Annotated in this window: 18 protein-coding genes; 12 read left to right on the top strand and 6 right to left on the bottom strand. The window is 71.3% G+C overall.

Annotation, left to right across the window (positions count from 1 at the left end):
* Both AW274_RS02860 and AW274_RS02855 read right to left on the bottom strand, forming a co-directional pair.
* Positions 1-321, bottom strand: a complete 321-nt coding sequence (locus AW274_RS02860; protein ID WP_062429033.1) for a hypothetical protein — start codon at positions 319-321, stop codon at positions 1-3.
* A gap of 93 nt (positions 322-414) precedes the next feature.
* Positions 415-780, bottom strand: coding sequence for a VOC family protein (locus AW274_RS02855; protein WP_062429031.1), 366 nt, complete (start codon positions 778-780; stop codon positions 415-417).
* 62 nt (positions 781-842) lie between these two features.
* On the opposite strand from AW274_RS02855, the gene AW274_RS02850 reads away from it, so the two are divergent.
* Both AW274_RS02850 and AW274_RS02845 read left to right on the top strand, forming a co-directional pair.
* Positions 843-1,805 carry a helix-turn-helix transcriptional regulator gene (locus tag AW274_RS02850; RefSeq protein WP_062429029.1) on the top strand — a complete coding sequence of 321 codons (963 nt, stop codon included), beginning with the start codon at positions 843-845 and terminating at the stop codon, positions 1,803-1,805.
* A complete protein-coding gene (locus AW274_RS02845; protein WP_062429026.1) occupies positions 1,802-2,209 on the top strand; it encodes an HIT family protein in 408 nt (135 codons plus the stop codon). The genes AW274_RS02850 and AW274_RS02845 overlap by 4 nt, the downstream gene beginning before the upstream one ends.
* Here AW274_RS02845 and AW274_RS02840 read toward each other — a convergent pair.
* The gene (locus AW274_RS02840; protein WP_062429025.1) at positions 2,197-2,868 is read right to left on the bottom strand and encodes a response regulator; all 672 of its coding nucleotides are present in this window, start codon (positions 2,866-2,868) and stop codon (positions 2,197-2,199) included. The genes AW274_RS02845 and AW274_RS02840 overlap by 13 nt on opposite strands.
* The gene (locus AW274_RS02835) at positions 2,865-4,436 is read right to left on the bottom strand and encodes a sensor histidine kinase (protein WP_062429023.1); all 1,572 of its coding nucleotides are present in this window, start codon (positions 4,434-4,436) and stop codon (positions 2,865-2,867) included. Before AW274_RS02835 ends, AW274_RS02840 begins: the two co-directional genes overlap by 4 nt.
* A 116-nt stretch (positions 4,437-4,552) precedes the next feature.
* On the opposite strand from AW274_RS02835, the gene AW274_RS02830 reads away from it, so the two are divergent.
* The 10 genes from AW274_RS02830 (at position 4,553) to AW274_RS02785 (ending at position 14,077) form a co-directional block, all read left to right on the top strand.
* Positions 4,553-5,896 (top strand): cation:dicarboxylate symporter family transporter, encoded by a 1,344-nt coding sequence (locus AW274_RS02830; protein ID WP_062429022.1) that lies wholly within the window; start codon positions 4,553-4,555, stop codon positions 5,894-5,896.
* A 10-nt stretch (positions 5,897-5,906) separates the two neighbouring features.
* Positions 5,907-7,082, top strand: coding sequence for a sensor histidine kinase (locus AW274_RS02825; protein ID WP_062429020.1), 1,176 nt, complete (start codon positions 5,907-5,909; stop codon positions 7,080-7,082).
* Between the two features lie 184 nt (positions 7,083-7,266).
* The gene (locus AW274_RS02820; RefSeq protein WP_062333492.1) at positions 7,267-8,019 is read left to right on the top strand and encodes a LytR/AlgR family response regulator transcription factor; all 753 of its coding nucleotides are present in this window, start codon (positions 7,267-7,269) and stop codon (positions 8,017-8,019) included.
* A 67-nt stretch (positions 8,020-8,086) separates the two neighbouring features.
* On the top strand, positions 8,087-8,455 hold the full coding sequence (locus AW274_RS02815) for a hypothetical protein (protein WP_062429018.1): 369 nt from the start codon (positions 8,087-8,089) through the stop codon (positions 8,453-8,455).
* On the top strand, positions 8,452-9,939 hold the full coding sequence (locus tag AW274_RS02810) for a sodium/solute symporter (protein ID WP_062429016.1): 1,488 nt from the start codon (positions 8,452-8,454) through the stop codon (positions 9,937-9,939). The genes AW274_RS02815 and AW274_RS02810 overlap by 4 nt, the downstream gene beginning before the upstream one ends.
* A 184-nt stretch (positions 9,940-10,123) precedes the next feature.
* Positions 10,124-10,453, top strand: coding sequence for a DUF485 domain-containing protein (locus AW274_RS02805; RefSeq protein WP_062429014.1), 330 nt, complete (start codon positions 10,124-10,126; stop codon positions 10,451-10,453).
* Entirely contained in the window at positions 10,454-12,064 is a 1,611-nt protein-coding gene (locus tag AW274_RS02800) for a monocarboxylic acid transporter (protein ID WP_062429012.1), read from the top strand.
* A gap of 140 nt (positions 12,065-12,204) precedes the next feature.
* Positions 12,205-12,756: a TetR/AcrR family transcriptional regulator gene (locus AW274_RS02795; protein ID WP_232319949.1), complete on the top strand. Its 552-nt coding sequence runs from the start codon at positions 12,205-12,207 to the stop codon at positions 12,754-12,756.
* Between the two features lie 108 nt (positions 12,757-12,864).
* Positions 12,865-13,422, top strand: coding sequence for a hypothetical protein (locus AW274_RS02790; RefSeq protein WP_062429008.1), 558 nt, complete (start codon positions 12,865-12,867; stop codon positions 13,420-13,422).
* 52 nt (positions 13,423-13,474) lie between these two features.
* Positions 13,475-14,077 (top strand): DUF998 domain-containing protein, encoded by a 603-nt coding sequence (locus tag AW274_RS02785; RefSeq protein ID WP_062429007.1) that lies wholly within the window; start codon positions 13,475-13,477, stop codon positions 14,075-14,077.
* On the opposite strand, the gene AW274_RS02780 is transcribed toward AW274_RS02785, so the two are convergent.
* Together AW274_RS02780 and AW274_RS02775 are read right to left on the bottom strand one after the other, a co-directional pair.
* Positions 14,026-15,129, bottom strand: coding sequence for a glycoside hydrolase family 53 protein (locus AW274_RS02780; protein WP_062429005.1), 1,104 nt, complete (start codon positions 15,127-15,129; stop codon positions 14,026-14,028). The two genes, AW274_RS02785 and AW274_RS02780, sit on opposite strands and share 52 nt — an antisense overlap.
* Before the next feature lie 19 nt (positions 15,130-15,148).
* Positions 15,149-17,119: a beta-galactosidase gene (locus AW274_RS02775; protein ID WP_062429002.1), complete on the bottom strand. Its 1,971-nt coding sequence runs from the start codon at positions 17,117-17,119 to the stop codon at positions 15,149-15,151.
* Positions 17,120-17,242: the final 123 nt, after the last annotated feature.

Here is a 17,242-nt window from a genome sequence, read left to right as displayed (position 1 = left end):
TCAGGCGACCCGGAAGCTCCGCGCGTCGAATCTGATGAAGCTGTGGATGTCGTTCGCGGGGAAGTACAGGGCGTGGCCGGTGCAGTCGGTGGTCGTGTAGACCTCGATGGCGACGTTCGTGTCGTTCCACTCCGCGTGCGCGACCGAGGGCAGCACGTGGCAGCCCGTGCCCAGCGTGGCGGCGTCGTAGGCCGCGATCTGGGTGGTGAACCACGCGTCGGCGTAGAAGTTGACCGTGCCCGACGGTCCGGTCGCGGCGGAGGCCGGAGCCGCCGCCGTGGCCACCGCCGCCGCCGCGAACGCCGCCGCGGCCAGGCGCATTACGGATTGCTTCGTGAACGTGAGCATCTGCTGCCTTCCGTTTCAACAAGATCTCCGAATGCCCCGGATCATAGGCAGATGATTGTTTAATTTTCAACTAGAGCGGGGCGGGGTGAAGAAGTTGACCAGGTTGCCGTCGGGGTCGCGGAAAAGCATCGACCGGTTGCCCCAGGGCATCGTGGTCGGCTCGGTGACGACGTCGGCGAGGTTGGGGCGGAGCCGGTCCACGTCGTCGACGCGGAACTCGATGATCACGCTGTGGTTGTCCGCCGGCCGGGCGGCGCCCGGGGCGAACAGCGGGACGGTGCGGGTGCTCGCGATGGCGAGGGTGGCGTGGGCGGTCCTGAGTTCGGCGAAGTCCTCGGTGGCCCGGGTCGCGGGCGTGCCGGTGGCCCGCTCGTAGAAGTCGACGAGGCGCGCCACGTCGCCGGTGATGATGCGGATCGAGACGAAGTCCATGAGCCGCAGGCTAGGAGAAATAGGGGACAGAATCGGTCCGGTATCGGCACTAAGCTGCGAAAATGCCTCGACCCACCGGCCGCGTGCTGACGCTTTTGGAACTGCTCCAGTCGGGCGGCACCCGGACCGTGGCCGAACTCGCCGACCGGCTCGGCGTCGAGGGGCGCACCGTGCGGCGCTACGTGCGGCAGCTGGTCGACCTCGACGTGCCCGTGGAGTCGGTGCGCGGCCGGTACGGCGGCTACCGGCTCGCCCCCGGCTACCGCCTGCCTCCCCTCATGCTGGGCGACGACGAGGCGCTGGCCGTGCTGCTCGGCCTGGTCGCCGGCCGCAGTGGGGAGATGACGACGGCGGCCGAGACGGCCTCGGCGAAGATCCGGCGGGTGCTGCCCCGGCACCTCGCCCGACGGCTCGACGCGCTCCTGGAGACGCTCGCCTTCACCGACCGTCCTGGCGGGGCCGCCACCCCCGACGCCGAGGTCCTGCTCACCCTCGCCGACGCGGTGCGCCACCGCCGCCCGGTCTCGATCCGCTACACCGGCCGCGACGGCAAACGCAGCGAACGCACGCTGCACGCCCACGGGATCGTCGCCCACGCCGGCCGGTGGTACGTCACCGGCCGGGACCAGCGGATCGGCGACGACCGGACCTTCCGGCTCGATCGCATCGCGGCCGTACGCGCCCTGCCCGGCTCGTTCGACGCGCTGGCCGGCTCCGATCCGGCCCGGCGGCTCGTGGAGGCGTTCGCCACGGCGGACTACCGGCATGAGGTGGTGCTGCGGATCCACGGGACGGCCGCGCAGATCCGCGCCCGCCTGCCCGAGAGCGTCGCGAGTCTGGAGGAGGCCGAGGGCGGGTGGCGGGTCGAGCTGCGGGTGGAGCGGCTCGACTGGCTGCCGCCGGTGCTCGCCTCGCTCGACCGGCCGTTCGTCGTCGAGCGCCCCGATGAACTGCGCGACCTCGTCGTCGCGTTCGCCGAGCGCCTCACCTCCTACGCCCGGCACGGCCTAGGGTCGGCAGGATGAGCGACTGCCTGTTCTGCGCGATGGTGGCCGGTGCGGCCGACACCGTCGCGGTCTACGACGACGACGTCGTGTTCGCCTTCCTCGACCACCGGCCCGTGTTCAAGGGCCATGTCCTGGTCGTGCCGAAGACCCACGTCGTCACGCTGCTCGACCTCGCCGACGTCGGGCCCTACTTCGAGCGGGTGCAGGCCGTCACCCGGGCCGTCATGGCGGGGCTCGACGCGAAGGGCAGCTTCGTGGCCCTCAACAACGTCGTCTCGCAGTCGGTCGCCCACCTGCACACCCACGTGGTGCCGAGGAACCCGAAGGACGGGCTGCGGGGCTTCTTCTGGCCGCGTACAAAGTACGCCTCCGACGAGGAGGCCCGCGAGTACGCCGCGAAGATCAGCGCTCAGATGAGCTGATAGACCAGCTCGGGCCGGCCGATGCCGCCGTATTGGGGCAGCCGCCGGGCCGCCCCGCTCTCCGTCAGGTGCTCCAGGTAGCGCCGGGCCGTCACCCGCGAGACCCCGACCGAGGCGGCGACCGCGGTGGCCGACATGCCGTCGGCCGCGCCCCGGAGCTCGGCGACCACGGCCTCCAGGGTCGGCTGGGTCAGGCCCTTCGGCAGGTGCGACCGGCCGGGGCCGCGCAGGGCGGCCAGCATGTCGTCGACCTCCCCCTGCCCGCTCGCCTCGCCCGACGCGTCGGCGGAGGAGCGGAACCTGGCGTACTGGCGCAGCTTGTCGTTGAGGGCGGCGAACGTGAACGGCTTCAGCACGTACTGCGCCACCCCCGCCGACACGGCCGAGCGCACCATCGACAGGTCGCGGGCCGAGGTGACGACGATGACGTCGCACAGGACGCCCGCGCCCCTGATCGCCCGGCAGACGTCCAGGCCGTGCATGTCGGGCAGGTAGAGGTCGAGCAGCACCAGGTCGACGGGCTGCCTGCGGAGGAACCGCAGCGCCTCGCCGCCCGAACGCACCACTCCGGCGACCTCGAACCCGGGCACCCGTTCCACGTAGACCCGGTTGGCCTCGGCGGTGATCTCCTCGTCCTCGACGACGAGCACGGAGATCACGACGCGGTCCTCTCGGGCAGGGGAAGCCGGACGGTGAAGACCGCGCCCCGGCCGGCGCTCACCTCGATCGTGCCGCCCAGCCTGCGCACCGCCTGCACCGCCAGGGGCAGGCCGAGGCCCCGGCCGTCGCCCTTGGTCGTCCAGCCGCGCTGGTAGGCCTCCTCGGCCCGGTCGGGGTCGAGGCCCGGACCGCTGTCGGCCACCCGGATCTCGCAGACGTCGCCGAACGCCGCGACGTGCACCTCCACCTTCGCGGGCGGCGCTCCCGACATGGCCGCGTCGACCGCGTTGTCGATCAGGTTCGCCAGGATCGCCACCAGGTCGTGGGGGTCGAGGCCGACGTCGTCGAGCTCGCTCTCCGGGGTGATCGACAACTCCACGCCGCGTTCGGCCGCCTGGGCCGACTTGCCGAGCAGCAGCGCCGCCAGCACCGGTTCGCGGACCGCCGCCACGACGCGGTCGGTCAGTTCCTGGGCGGCCCGCAGTTCCTCGGTCGCGAACGACACCGCCTCGTCGGGGCGGCCCAGTTCGACCAGGCTGATCACGGTGTGCAGGCGGTTGGCCGACTCGTGGGCGGCCGACCGCAGCGCGTCGGCGAAGCCGCGTTCGGCGTCGAGCTGGCCCGTGACGTCCTGGAGCTCGGTGTGGTCGCGCAGCGTGACGACCGTGCCGAGGGAGCGGGCGCCCGACCTGACCGCCGAGACGCTGACCAGCAGCACCCGGTCGCCGGTCAGGTGGATCTCGTCGGTCCGGTTGCCGCCCGACGTCAGCAGCTCGGTCAGCGAGGGCGGCAGGCCGAGCGACTCGACGAACCTGCCTTCGGCGTGCTCCGGGAGGCCGAGCAGCTCGCGGGCGCCGTCGTTGCACAGCGTGAGCACGCCCCGGCCGTCGACCAGCAGCAGGCCCTCGCGGACGGCGTGCAGGATCGCCTCGTGGTACTCGTACATGCGGGTCAGCTCTTGGGTCCCGAGGTCGTGGGTGTGGCGGCGGAGGCGGCGGCCGGCCAGGTAGGTGCCCGCGGTTCCGGCCGCGAGGCCGAGCAGCCCGGCGAGCACCCCGGCCTCCAGCTGCTCGCGCAGCCGGCCGCCGATGTTCTCCACCGTTATACCGGCGCTCACCAGCGCCCTGACCCGGCCCGACGCGTCGCGCACGGGGGTGATGGTCCGCGTCGAGGGTCCCAGGGTGCCCGTGTACGTCTCGCTGAAGGTCCGCCCGGCCAGGGCGGGGGCCGTGGTGCCCAGGTAGGGCTTCCCTATCTCCGCCCGGGTGGGGTGGGTGTAGCGGATGCCCGCCGTCGTCATGATCGTGATGAAGTTGACCCCGGTCTCGGCCCGCACCCTCTCGGCGTACGGTTCGAGCGCGGCCGTCGGGTCGGGGTCGTCGAGCGCGGCCAGCACCGACGGGGCCGCCGCCACGCTGACCGCGACCGCGCGGGTCACCGCCGTCGCGTCCTCGGTGACCAGGTCACGCGTTTGCAGGATCGCCATCACGGTCCCGGCCGCCACGGTCGCCACCACGACGACGATCTGGAGCACGAGCATCTGCCGCGCGAGGCTCCACCGCCGCATCCGGCCTCACCTCTCCTGACTCGGTCCGGTGAACGAAATGTACGCAATAGTGACCCAGGTCACTCCCCAGGCGGATAGTCGCCCCACCGACACCCCCCAGGGAGAGTGAGAACCTGATGTCCGAACCCCAGGTGAGACGCGACAAGACGCGCTACCTCTACCTCGCCGTCATCGTCGCGGCCGTCGCCGGTGTCGCCGTCGGCTTCCTCGCCCCCGACCTCGGGGTCGCGCTGAAGCCGCTGGGCACCGCCTTCGTGGCGCTGATCAAGATGATGATCAGCCCGATCATCTTCTGCACGATCGTGCTCGGCATCGGTTCGGTGGCCAAGGCCGCCAAGGTCGGCCGGGTCGGCGGGCTCGCCCTCGGTTACTTCCTGGTCATGTCGACCGTGGCGCTCGCGATCGGCCTGGTCGTGGGGAACCTGGTCGACCCCGGTCAGGGGCTGCAGCTTACCGACTCCGCGCGGGAGGCCGCCGCGGCCGAGGCCGCCAAGGGCGGCGAGAGCGACACCACGGCGTTCCTGCTCGGCATCATCCCGGCCACGCTCGTCTCGGCGTTCACCGAGGGCTCGGTGCTCCAGACGCTGCTGGTCGCGCTGCTCGCCGGGTTCGCCCTCCAGGCGATGGGGTCGCGGGCCACGCCGATCCTGGCCGGCGTCGAGCACATCCAGCGGCTCGTCTTCCGCATCCTCGCCATGATCATGTGGGCCGCGCCGGTCGGCGCGTTCGGCGCGATGGCGGCCGTGGTCGGCGCGACCGGGATCGACGCCCTGACCAGCCTCGGCGTCATCATGCTCAGCTTCTACGCGACCTGCCTGCTGTTCGTGTTCGTCGTCCTCGGCCCGATGCTGCACCTGGTCGCCCGCGTCAACATCCTGGCGCTGTTCTCCTACCTGCGGCGCGAGTTCCTGCTGATCCTGTCGACCTCGTCGTCGGAGTCGGCGCTGCCGCGGCTGATCGCCAAGATGGAGCACCTCGGCGTGAGCCGTCCGGTCGTCGGCATCACCGTGCCGACCGGCTACTCGTTCAACCTCGACGGGACCGCGATCTACCTCACGATGGCCACCCTCTTCGTGGCCAGCGCGACCGGGGCCCCGCTGTCGTTCGGCGAGCAGGTCTCGCTGCTGGTCTTCATGATGATCGCGTCCAAGGGCGCGGCCGGGGTCACCGGCGCGGGCCTGGCCACCCTCGCCTCCGGCCTCCAGTCGCACCGGCCCGAGCTCGTCGACGGCGTCGGCCTCATCGTCGGCATCGACCGCTTCATGTCCGAGGCCCGCGCGCTGACCAACTTCGCCGGCAACGCGGTGGCGACCGTGCTCATCGGCAGCTGGACCGGGGAGTTCGACCGGGAGCGCGCCCAGGAGGTGCTGTCGGGCCGCGACCCGTTCGACGAGACCACGCTGCTGGACGAGGAGCACGAAACCGTCTCGGAGGACAAGCTTCCCGAACCGGTCCGGTAGGCTCCGCGACGTGGAGCCCCTGGTCGCCGTCCTGGTGGTCGCAGCCCTGGTCGGTGTCCCGGCGGTCGTGTTGTGGCGCGTGCTGAGCGGACGCCGCGAGCTCGGCAGCGGCCCGGCCGAACGGGCCACGTTCGAGACCCTGCACACCGCCAGCCTCGCCGCGCCCCCGCTGCGCGCCGGGCTCACCCAGGCGGGCGTCCTGAAGGCCTCACGTCACCTGCGGCAGCTCCTCGGCTCACCGGCGATAGCCATCACCAACGCCGAGGAGCTGCTCGTCTACGACGGGACCGGCGACCACCACGCCCGCGAGGCCTTCGACCACGCGGCCAGCACCCTCAAGGACGGCCGCATCCAGGTCCTCCAGCTCTCCTGCACGCAGCCCGAATGCCCGATCAGGCACGCGGTCGTCGTGCCGCTCACCACCGACGACCGGGTGGTCGGCTCGCTGGCCGCCTACGGCGACCACACCTCGGCCGGGCTGGTGCGGGCCGTGCAGGAGGTCGCCCGCTGGGTCGACTCGCAGCTCGAACTCGCCGAGCTCGACCGGTCGCGCACCCTGCTCATGGAGGCGGAGGTCCGGGCCCTGCGGGCGCAGATCTCGCCCCACTTCATCTACAACTCCCTCACGACGATCGCCTCGTTCGTGCGGACCGACCCCGAGCGGGCCCGGGAGCTCCTGATCGACTTCGCCGACTTCACCCGCTACTCGTTCCGGCGGCACGGCGACTACACCACCCTGGCGGAGGAGCTGCGCTCGATAGACCGCTACCTGACGCTGGAGCGGGCCCGGTTCGGCGACCAGCTCCAGGTGACGTTGCGGATCGCGCCCGAGGTGCTGGCGGTGGCGGTGCCGTTCCTGTGCATCCAGCCGCTCGTGGAGAACGCGGTCAGGCACGGCCTGGAGAGCAAACCCGGCGTCGGCCGGATCTCGATCGTCGCCGAGGACGCCGGGTCGGAGTGCTCGATCACCGTCGAGGACGACGGCCTCGGCATGGACCCCGAGCACCTGCGGCGGGTGCTCGCGGGGGAGGAGCGGGCGACCGGGGTCGGGCTCGCCAACGTCGACGAGCGGCTGCGCCAGGTCTACGGCGACGAGTTCGGGCTCGTCGTCGAGACCGGCCAGGGTGCCGGGACCAAGGTCAGCATGCGGATGCCCAAGTACCGGCCCGGGGTGACGGTCCGGTGAGGCCGTGGCGGGGCGATCCGGGCGCGGCCGGTCGGCGCCGGATGCGGCGCGGGCCGGAGGCGCTGGTCGGGGCCGTGGTGGGCGAAGCCGTAACGGAACGTAGTTAACGATTCCGAACGAGCGTTGACTTCCAAATGCCGATTTATCACGCTCTAGGGACTCATTGAGAGAAGGGGTTGGGGACGTGAGCGGGTTGCGGGTGCTGGCTGTGGACGACGAACAGCCCGCGCTCGAAGACCTGGCCTACCTCTTGCGCGCCGATCCCCGCATCGGCGAGGTGCAGACCGCCCGCGACGGCGCCGCCGCGCTGAAGCTGCTCGACCGGGCCATGGCCGACGGCCGCCCCATCGACGCCGTCTTCCTCGACATCCGCATGCGCGGGCTCGACGGGGTGGTGCTCGGCCGGTTGCTGACCCAGTTCTCCCGCCCGCCGAAGGTCGTCTTCGTCACCGCCTACGAAGACCACGCCGTCGACGCCTTCGAGCTGAAGGCCGAGGACTACCTGCTCAAGCCGGTCCGCCCCGACCGCCTGGCCGAGGCGATCCGCCGGGTCTGCGCCGGGAGCGAGGCCTACACCGAGCCCGAGACCAGCGACACCATCCCGGTCGAGCTCGGCGGCGTCACCCGCTTCGTCGCCTCGACCGAGGTGCGCTACGTCGAGGCGCGCGGGGACTACGCCCGCCTGCACACCGCCACCGGCAGCCACCTGGTCCGCATCCCGCTCGCCGCCCTGGAGGAACGCTGGGCCTCGGCCGGCTTCCTGCGGGTGCACCGCAGCCATCTCGTCGCGGTCAAGCACATCGACGAGCTGCACATCGACTCGGGCCGCTGCGTGGTCCGCATCGGCGACACCGAGATCCCGGTCAGCCGCCGCCACACCCGCGAACTGCGCGACCTGCTGGTGCGCCGGGCCCGCCGTGCCAAGCCGGAGCAGTGACCCGCCGCCCGCCCCGCGCCGCCGCCGCGCGCCGGCCCGTCAGCCGCGCGCCGGAGACGACCCCGACGTGAGCAAGCCGCGCCGCGAGACGGTGACGAGCCCCCGCACCAGCGCCGCCCGCCGCCCGCGCTACCCCGTCACGCGGGAGATCGACGAGCAGACGCGGCTCGGCGAGGTCTACATGCGCTCGCTCATCCGCACCCAGCTCCGCCTGGCGCTGTTCGTCTGCACGCTGCTGGCCTGCGTGATCGGCGGGCTGCCCTTACTGTTCATGCTGGTCCCGTCGATGCGGGAGGTGGTGGTGCTCGGGCTGCCGCTGCCGTGGCTGGTGCTCGCCGGGCTCATCTACCCCGCGTTCGTCGTCGGGGCCTGGTTGTACGTCCGGGCGGCCGAACGCAACGAACGGCGGTTCGCCGAGCTGGTGGAGGGCGATTGAGCTCGCTCGTCGCGATCGTGCTCGTGGTGCTCGCGGCGGTCCTCATCGGGGCGTTCGGGGTGCGGGTGTCGCGCACCACCTCCGACTTCTACGTCGCCTCGCGGACCGTCACGCCGCTCTGGAACGCCTCGGCCATCGGCGGGGAGTACCTGTCGGCGGCCTCGTTCCTGGGCATCGCCGGGCTCATCCTCACCTACGGCGCCGACATGTTGTGGCTGCCCGTCGGCTGGACCGGCGGCTACCTCGTGCTGCTGGTGCTGGTGTCGGCGCCGCTGCGGCGGTCGGGGGCGTACACGCTGCCCGACTTCGCCGAGGCGCGGCTGGAGTCGATGGCCGTGCGGCGGGTGTCGAGCGTGCTCGTCGTGCTCATCGGGTGGCTCTACCTGATGCCGCAGTTCCAGAGCGCCGGCATGGTGTTCCGGGCGATCACCGGGGCGCCCGCCTGGGCGGGCGGGGTGCTGGTCGCCGGGGTCGTCGCGGTCAACGTGTTGTCGGGCGGGATGAAGTCGATCACGTTCGTGCAGGCGTTCCAGTACTGGCTCAAGCTGACCGCGCTGGCCGTGCCGCTGGTGTTCATGCTGCTCGCCTGGCGGGCCGACGGCGCGCCCGGCCTGCCCGCCGGCGACCCGTGGGCGCTGCCGCTGCACGGGCGCGAACATCCCGTCTACGCGACCTACTCGCTGATCCTGGCCACGTTCCTGGGCACCATGGGGCTGCCGCACGTGCTCGTGCGGTTCTACACCAACCCCGACGGGCGGGCCGCCCGGCGCACCACCCTGGTCGTGCTGTCGCTGCTGGGGGCCTTCTACCTGCTGCCGTCGATCTACGGCTACCTCGGCCGGGTCTACTCGCTCTCGCTCGACGGGCCCGACTCGGTCGTGCTGGCCCTGCCGGGGCACCTCGTCGGCGGGGTCGCCGGGGAACTGCTCACCGCGCTGGTCACCGGCGGGGCGTTCGCGGCGTTCCTGTCGACGTCGTCGGGGCTGGCGGTCTCGGTGGCGGGCGTGCTCGGGCAGGACATCCTGCGCTTCACCGACGGCGTGCGGTCGTTCCGGGTCGCCACGGTGATCGGGGTCGCGGTGCCGTTCGGGCTGGCCGTCGTCGCGCGGGCGCTGCCGGTCGCCGACGTGGTCGGGCTCGCGTTCGCCGTCGCCGCCTCGTCGTTCTGCCCGCTGCTGGTGCTCGGCATCTGGTGGCGGCGGCTCACCACCTCGGGCGCGGTCGCCGGGCTGCTGGCCGGGGGAGGGCTGGCCGCGGTGGCCGGGCTGATCACCGTCGTCGGCGGGCCCCACGGCGGCTGGGCCGGGGCGCTGCTGGCCCAGCCGGCCGCCTGGACGGTGCCGATCTCGTTCTCCGTCATGGTCGTCGTGTCGCTGCTCACCCCCGGCAGGACGCCGCCCAACGTGGCGCGCACGATGGTACGTCTCCACACACCCGAGACACTTGACGTGGACCGGGGCGATTGGCGTCCACGGTCGTCATAACGGACGGTTGAGGTCGGCCGAAAAGGGTGCCGTTCGTCGTGGATAGCGGACCATTCGGCGCAAGCCGTACAACACTGAGCGCCTTTGCCCGTCTGCTCGGCGAAGGACCGGTCTCCGTATCTCCTCCCGGGGTAGCGTCCACTCCTACCTTGTGGGTGATCCAGATCACAGCGTGGGAGGTCTCGTGACGACGGAGCAACATGACTCGTCGGTATATGAGCAGATAAGAGCGACGGACCGGTTCCAGGAACTGCGCCGCCGATACCGCTCGTGGGCGTTCCCGATGACGGTCGCCTTCTTGGTCTGGTACCTCCTGTACGTCGTGTTGTCGGCGTTCGCGCGCGACTTCATGGCCATCAAGGTGCTGGGCAACATCAACGTCGCGTTGATCTTCGGACTGCTCCAGTTCGTGTCCACCTTCTACATCTCGTGGGCCTACGCAAGGCATTCGGCGGCCAAGCTCGACCCCCTGGCCGACGAGCTCCGCGGTGAGATCGAGAAGGCGGACAAATAAATGAGCCACACGACACTCGCCACCGTCCTGTTCCTGCTCTTCGTGGTCGGGACCCTGGCGATCACCTTCTGGGCCAGCCGGCAGAACAAGACCGCCGCCGACTACTACGCGGGCGGCCGCGCCTTCAGCGCGGCGCAGAACGGCCTGGCCATCGGCGGCGACTACATGTCGGCCGCCTCGTTCCTCGGCATCGCCGGCCTGATCGCCCTCTACGGCTACGACGGCTTCCTCTACTCCATCGGCTTCCTGGTGGCGTGGCTGGTCGCGCTGCTGCTGGTCGCCGAGCTGATGCGGAACTCCGGCAAGTACACGATGGCCGACGTGCTCGCCTTCCGGATGAGCCCGCGCCCGGTCCGCACCGCGGCCGGCGTCTCGACGATCGTCGTCTCGATCTTCTACCTGCTCGCCCAGATGGTCGGCGCGGGCGCCCTGGTCGGCCTGCTGCTCGGCATCACCTCCGACTCGGGCAAGGCGCTCACCATCGTCGGCGTCGGCATCCTGATGATCGTGTACGTCGTCGTCGGCGGCATGAAGGGCACCACCTGGGTCCAGATCGTCAAGGCCGTGCTGCTGATGGGCGGCGCGACCCTGGTCACCCTGCTGGTCCTCGGCAAGTACGGCTTCAACCTGTCGGGCCTGATCGGCGAGGCGGCCGCGCAGAGCGGCAAGGGCAAGGCCTTCACCGAGCCCGGCCTGCGTTACGGTACCGACGCCCAGGGCATCTGGGGCAAGTTCGACCTGATCAGCTTGGGCCTTGCCCTGGTGCTCGGTACCGCCGGCCTGCCGCACATCCTGATCCGCTTCTACACCGTGCCCACCGCCAAGGACGCCCGCAAGTCGGTCCTGTGGGGCATCGGCATCATCGGCACCTTCTACCTGCTCACCCTGGTCCTGGGCTTCGGCGCCGCGGCCATGGTCGGCAGCGAGGCGATCCGCACCGAGAACGCCGCCGGCAACACGGCGGCGCCGCAACTCGCGCTGGCGATCGGCGAGGCCATCTTCGGCGACATCGGCGGCACGATCCTGCTGGCCGTCATCGCCGCCGTCGCCTTCGCCACGATCCTCGCGGTCGTCGCCGGTCTCACCCTGGCCAGCTCCTCCAGCTTCGCCCACGACCTCTACGCGCACGTCTTCAAGCGCGGCAACGTCACCGAGAAGCAGGAGATCCTGGTCGCCCGCGTCTCGGCCTTCGTCATCGGCGCGGTCGCGATCGGCCTGGGCATCCTCGCCCAGGCGCAGAACGTGGCGTTCCTGGTCGCCCTGGCCTTCGCCATCGCGGCCTCGGGCAACCTGCCGGCGATCCTCTACAGCCTGTTCTGGAAGAGGTTCAACACCGCCGGCGCGGTGGCCTCGATCTACGGCGGTCTCGTCTCCGCCCTGGTCCTGGTGATCTTCTCGCCGGTCGTGTCGGGCCGTCCGACCTCGCTGATCAAGGACATGGACTTCCACTGGTTCCCGATGGAGAACCCGGGCCTGTTCTCGATCCCGATCGGCTTCCTGTGCGGCTACATCGCCACGCGGATGAGCAAGGAGTACAACGACGCGAAGTACGCGGAGATGGAGGTCCGCTCCCTCACCGGCGTCGGCGCCGAGAAGGCGTCGACCCACTAGAAGCGCCACCCAGAAACACCTCCAGGAGAGAAGCCCCCGGGACCCGCCCCCGGGGGCTTCTCGCCGTTCCGCCCGGTTGGAAGGCGGGTGTTCCTTTTCCGGCATGTCGGGGCGGTGTGGACAGCGGTTATGGTCGGCGCGTGGACAGCCCATCGGACGCGCGCAGCCGGATCCTCGACGCCGCCGAGGAACTGTTCGCGGGCGGCGGCTACGACGCCACCCCCACCGCGCGGATCGCCGCGGTCGCCGGGGTGCCCAAGGGGCTCGTCTTCCACTACTTCCCCCGCAAGATCGACGTGCTGGTGTCGCTGGTCGACGAACGCACCCTCGTGACGGAGGAGGACCCCGAGCCCGCGCCCGGCGACGCCGCGCGGGCCCTGTCGAAGCTGGCCCGGCGGCTGCCGCTGACGGCGTCGCCGTCGATGCGGCGCATCCTGTTCCGCGAGGCCGACACGCACCGGTCGGTGAAAGACCGCATCCACGGGCTCAACTCCGAGATCATCCGGCGGGCGCGGTTCGCGCTGGAGCTCGCGCTGCCGGGCGGGCGCGGCGACGCGGCCCGGCTGGAGGCGGCGGCGGCGACGTTCGCGGCCGTGCTGCTCTATCAGGAGAGCATCAGCCATTTGACCGGGCACACGATCGACGCCGACGTGGTCGCCGATTTGATGGCGACGGCCCTGGCCCATTTGTGAATCGCACGGAAACCGTTTCACTTTCGCGACCATTGAACGATTAGCATTTCTCCCGGGAAAGCCCGAATTAATTTCGGCCTTCAATGGGGAAACGGCGGGGATCTATTCATGGAATCGGCCAAAGTGGTCGCCGCGGCCGCCGTCGCCGTCGCGGCGACGACCGTCGTCGTGGTGGGAGTGGTCCTGACGTCCGGGTCCTCTGGCGGCTCCCCGGAAGAGGCCGCCCCGATCTACGCCGTCGGCCCGATGCGGGAAGCCGCGGTCCCCACGCAGGAGGTCGCGGTCCCAGCGGAGGAGGTTACGGTCCCGACGGAGGAGGTCGCGCGCCCGCTCCGAACGGTCGTCGCGCCCGGCGAGTCGACGTCTCCGCCGCCCCCGGTGCCGACGGTCGCCCCGACGTTCGATCCGGCCAAGCCGCCCACCGTGTCGATCTGGGGCAACTCGGAGCTGCGTGCGGTCGACCTGATGTTCGGCGGCTTCGAGCCGGGCGAGGTCGTCGTCGTGACGACGGGAGGCCGGGAGGCCGCGCAGACGGAGATGGACGAACTGGGCGGGGCTCGGTTCCGGGGCTTCCACTACCACCTGACCCTCCCCGACGGGCACCACGAGTTCACCGCCACCGGTCAGCGGTCGGGCCGGTCGGCGACGTTCGGCATGGACGTCTGAGAAATCTCCCGCGCGCCCGTCGAAAAACGCCGTCCCCGTTCGAGGGGAGGGCATGAACCGAATCTCGCCGCGCCTCGGCGCGCTCGCCGGCCCCTTCTACGTCGTCGTCTCCCTGCTCGAAATCGCCTTCCGCGACGGCTTCGACCCCCTTCGTGAACCGTGGAGCGCCCTGTCGCTGGGCCCCTACGGCTGGATCCACATCGCCAACCTCGGGTTGTCCGGCCTGGCCGTCGTCGCCGGGGCCCTCGCGTTCACCGGGCTCCTCAGAGTGCTCTTCTCCCTGTACGGTCTGAGCCTCGTCGGCGCCGGGATCTTCACCGTCGACCCGGTGGGCGGCGCGGTCAGCTTCCCGGGCCTCATGCACTTCGCCTGCGGCGCCGTCGGCTTCACCGCCGTCACCGTCGCGGCCCTCGTCGTGGCCAGGAGGTTCCGCGCCGAGGGCCTGACCGGATGGGCGGCCGGCTCGGCCCTCAGCGGGGTCTTCTTCTTCGCGGGCTTCGCCACGATGGCCTCGGCGGGCGGAGCGGGCTGGAGCCTGCTCCTGTTCACCGCCGGGGTCGTCGTCATCTCAGCGTGGTTCACCGCGCTCTGCCTGCGGACCTCTCAGCGGCCGGCGCCCAGCGTGCGCAGGCCCGTGAGGGCGCGGTCGCTGTAGTCGAACAGGGCCTGGTTCTCCCAGGCGTTGCCGGAGCTCGGGTCGGCCGGGTCCCAGCCGTTGCCGGGCACGCCGGTCCAGGTCGCCTCCCAGTAGAACAGGCCCAGCCCCAGGCCGTTCGGCACGGCCCTGACGATCTCGTACATCTTCGCCACGAAGGCGGCCTGGCCCTGCGGGGTCGCCGGGTAGCCGGGGTAGGGCTCGGCCGCGTAGACCAGGTTCGCCCAGCCGTCCTTGTCGGCGGTGGTGAACGGGTAGCCGGTCTCGGCGACGACCACGGGCTTGCCGTAGCGGGCGGCGACGTCGTTGAGGTTGGCCTGGAAGGCCGCCAGGGTGCCGTGCCAGTACGGGTAGTAGGACAACCCGATCACGTCGTAGCGGATGCCGTGGGTGGCGGCGTTGTCGAACCACCAGCGGTAGAGGCCGTTGTCTCCGCCGTTGGCGAGGTGGATGACGACCTTGGTGTGCCGGGAGACGGCCTTGACGGCGTCGTACCCGGCGTTGAGCAGGCCGGCCATGCCGGGCCAGGCGTCCCACTGGCCGTCGGGCCAGAGCAGGCCGCCGTTGAGCTCGTTGCCGATCTGGACGAGGTCGGCCGTCGCCCCCTGCCGCCGCAGGGTGTCGAGCACGTCGAAGGTGTGGTCGTAGACGGCCTGCTTGAGCTGGTCGTAGGGGAGCGCGGCCCAGGCGGCGGGCTTGTTCTGCTTGCCGGGGTCGGCCCACGAGTCGGAGTAGTGGAAGTCGACCAGCAGCTTCATGCCGAGCGCCTTGGCCCTCCTGGCGACCGCCACGACGTGGGCCTTGTCGTTGTAACCGTCGGCGGGGTTCACCCAGACCTTCAGCCTGATGTGGTTCACCCCGGCGTCGCGCATGATGCGCAGCGCGTCGCCGCGCCGGCCGTACGCGTCGCGGTAGACGCCGCCGTACGCCTCGGACTTGGCGAGGCTGGAGACGTCGGCCCCCCGGACCGGCGCGGGCGGCTGGGCCTGCGCCGGGGCGGGTAACACGAGCAGGGTGAGCGTGGCCGCGACGGCCACGAGCGTGCGTTTCACCTGGGTCCTCCGGTGGGTGTCAGGGGGTGCGCACGACGCACACCCCACCGGCGGGCACCTCCCCGATGAAGGGGGCGCCCGAGATCAGCTCCTCACCGGCGACGTCCGGGACGTGCACGGAGTCCCCGGCGTGGTTGATGAGGAAGACGTAGGGGCCACGATGGACCATCTCCAGCGTGTCGGGCAGCCCGGACGGCCGGGCGACCCCGGCGTCACCGGCGATCCCGGCCAGCAGCTCCCGCAGGTCGCCGGGGGCGGTGGCGACGTACCAGGCGATTCCGGCGCCGAGGCGGTGCCTGGTCACCGCCGGGTGCCCGGCGTCGGGCCCGGTGACGAAGCTCCGCACGACCCGCGCCCCGGCCGGCCGCACCCGCTCCGACCAGCTCCGGCCGGCGCTCTCGGCACCCGACGAGCCGGGTGAAAAGTTCAGCGGGGTGAGGGCGGCGGTCTCGTCCTCGCGGAGGGGGTGGAACTCCTCCACGCTCAGCCCGAGCACCTCGCGCAGCACCCCCGGATAGGCGCCGGGGTGCACGGCGTCGTGCTCGTCGACGATGCCCGAGAAGTACGACACCAGGAGCGTGCCGCCGTCCTCGACGTACCGCTGGAGGTTCTTGGCCGCGCCCTCGGTCAGCAGGTAGGAGCTGGGCGCCACCACCAGCCGGTAGCGCGAGAGGTCGGCCGAGGGGTGCACGAAGTCGACGGTCACGTGCTCGCGCCACAACGCCTCGTAGTACGCCTCCACCCGCTCCAGGAACCGCAGCTCGGACGACGGCCGCCACTCCAGCTCCAGCGCCCAGTAGGACTCCCAGTCCCACACGATCGCGACCTCGGCCGTCACCCGGGCGCCCGCCACCTCGGCCAGCCGGCCGACCTCCGCGCCGAGGCGCACCACGTCGCGCCAGATCGCCGAGTCGGTGCCCGCGTGGGGCACCATCGCCGAGTGGAACTTCTCGGCCCCGAACCGGGAGGCCCGCCACTGGAAAAACAACACCGAGTCGGAGCCGCGGGCCACGTGGGCCAGGCTGTTGCGGCGCATCTCGCCGGGGCGTTTGGCGATGCCGCGCCGCTGCCAGCTGACCGCGCCGGTGGAGTGCTCCATCAGCATCCACGGGCCGCCGCCGGCCAGCGAGCGGCTGAGGTCGGCCGACATGGCCAGGTGGATGTGGTTGTCGGGGCGTTCGGCGTCGAGGTAGTGGTCGTTGGCGACGACGTCGACGTCGGCGGCCCACGTCCACAGGTTCATGGACTTGCAGTTGACCGTCCCGGCGAAGTTGGTGGTCACCGGCTTCCCGGCCAGCAGCTCCTTCTGGAGCAGGAAGTGGCCCCGGTGCTCGTCGTTGGCGAAGCGGGCGTAGTCGAGGCGCTGGGCCGGGTTGACGACGGTGTGGCTCCAGCGGGGGGCGTCGATCTCGGCCCAGTCGCCGTAACGCTGGCCCCAGAACGTGGTGCCCCAGGCGTCGTTGAGGGCGTCGAGGGTGGCGTACCGGACCTGGAGCCATTCGCGCCAGGCGGCCACGCTCGCGTCGCAGTAGCACTCGCCGAGGGGAGCGCCGTATTCGTTGTGGACGTGCCACATCACCACCGCCGGGTGGTCGCCGTAGCGTTCGGCCAGCCGGGAGACCAGTTCGGTGGTGGCGCGGCGGAAGGCGGGGTGGCTGGAGCAGGCGTGCTCGCGGGCGCCGGCGCCGACGCGGCGGCCCTCCCGGGTCACCGGGAGCGAGTCGGGGTGGCGGCGGGTGAACCAGGGGGGCGGGGCGGCGGTCGGGGTGCCCATGCCGATCGTGATGCCGTTGGCGTGGAGGCGCTCGACGATCTCGTCGAGCCAGCCGAACTCGTAGCGGCCCTCGGCCGGTTCGAGCAGCGCCCAGGCGAAGATGCCCAGGCTGACCATGGTCACCCCGGCCTCCCGCATCAGCCGGACGTCCTCCTCCTGCACCTCGCGCGGCCACTGTTCCGGGTTGTAGTCGCCGCCGAACGCGATGCCTGCCACGGGCCCCCCACTGTTGGTTCTGTGAACGTGCACAGTAATTCACGACGGGAGAGCCGTCCAGTTAACGAGCATGTAACGGGGCATTGACAGCAGAACCCTCAGATTTCACTCTGTGAACGTTCA

Origin of the sequence: Herbidospora daliensis (assembly GCF_001570585.1) — a bacterium.
Taxonomy (GTDB): domain Bacteria; phylum Actinomycetota; class Actinomycetes; order Streptosporangiales; family Streptosporangiaceae; genus Herbidospora; species Herbidospora daliensis.
This window is presented reverse-complemented; position numbering and strand designations above follow the sequence as displayed.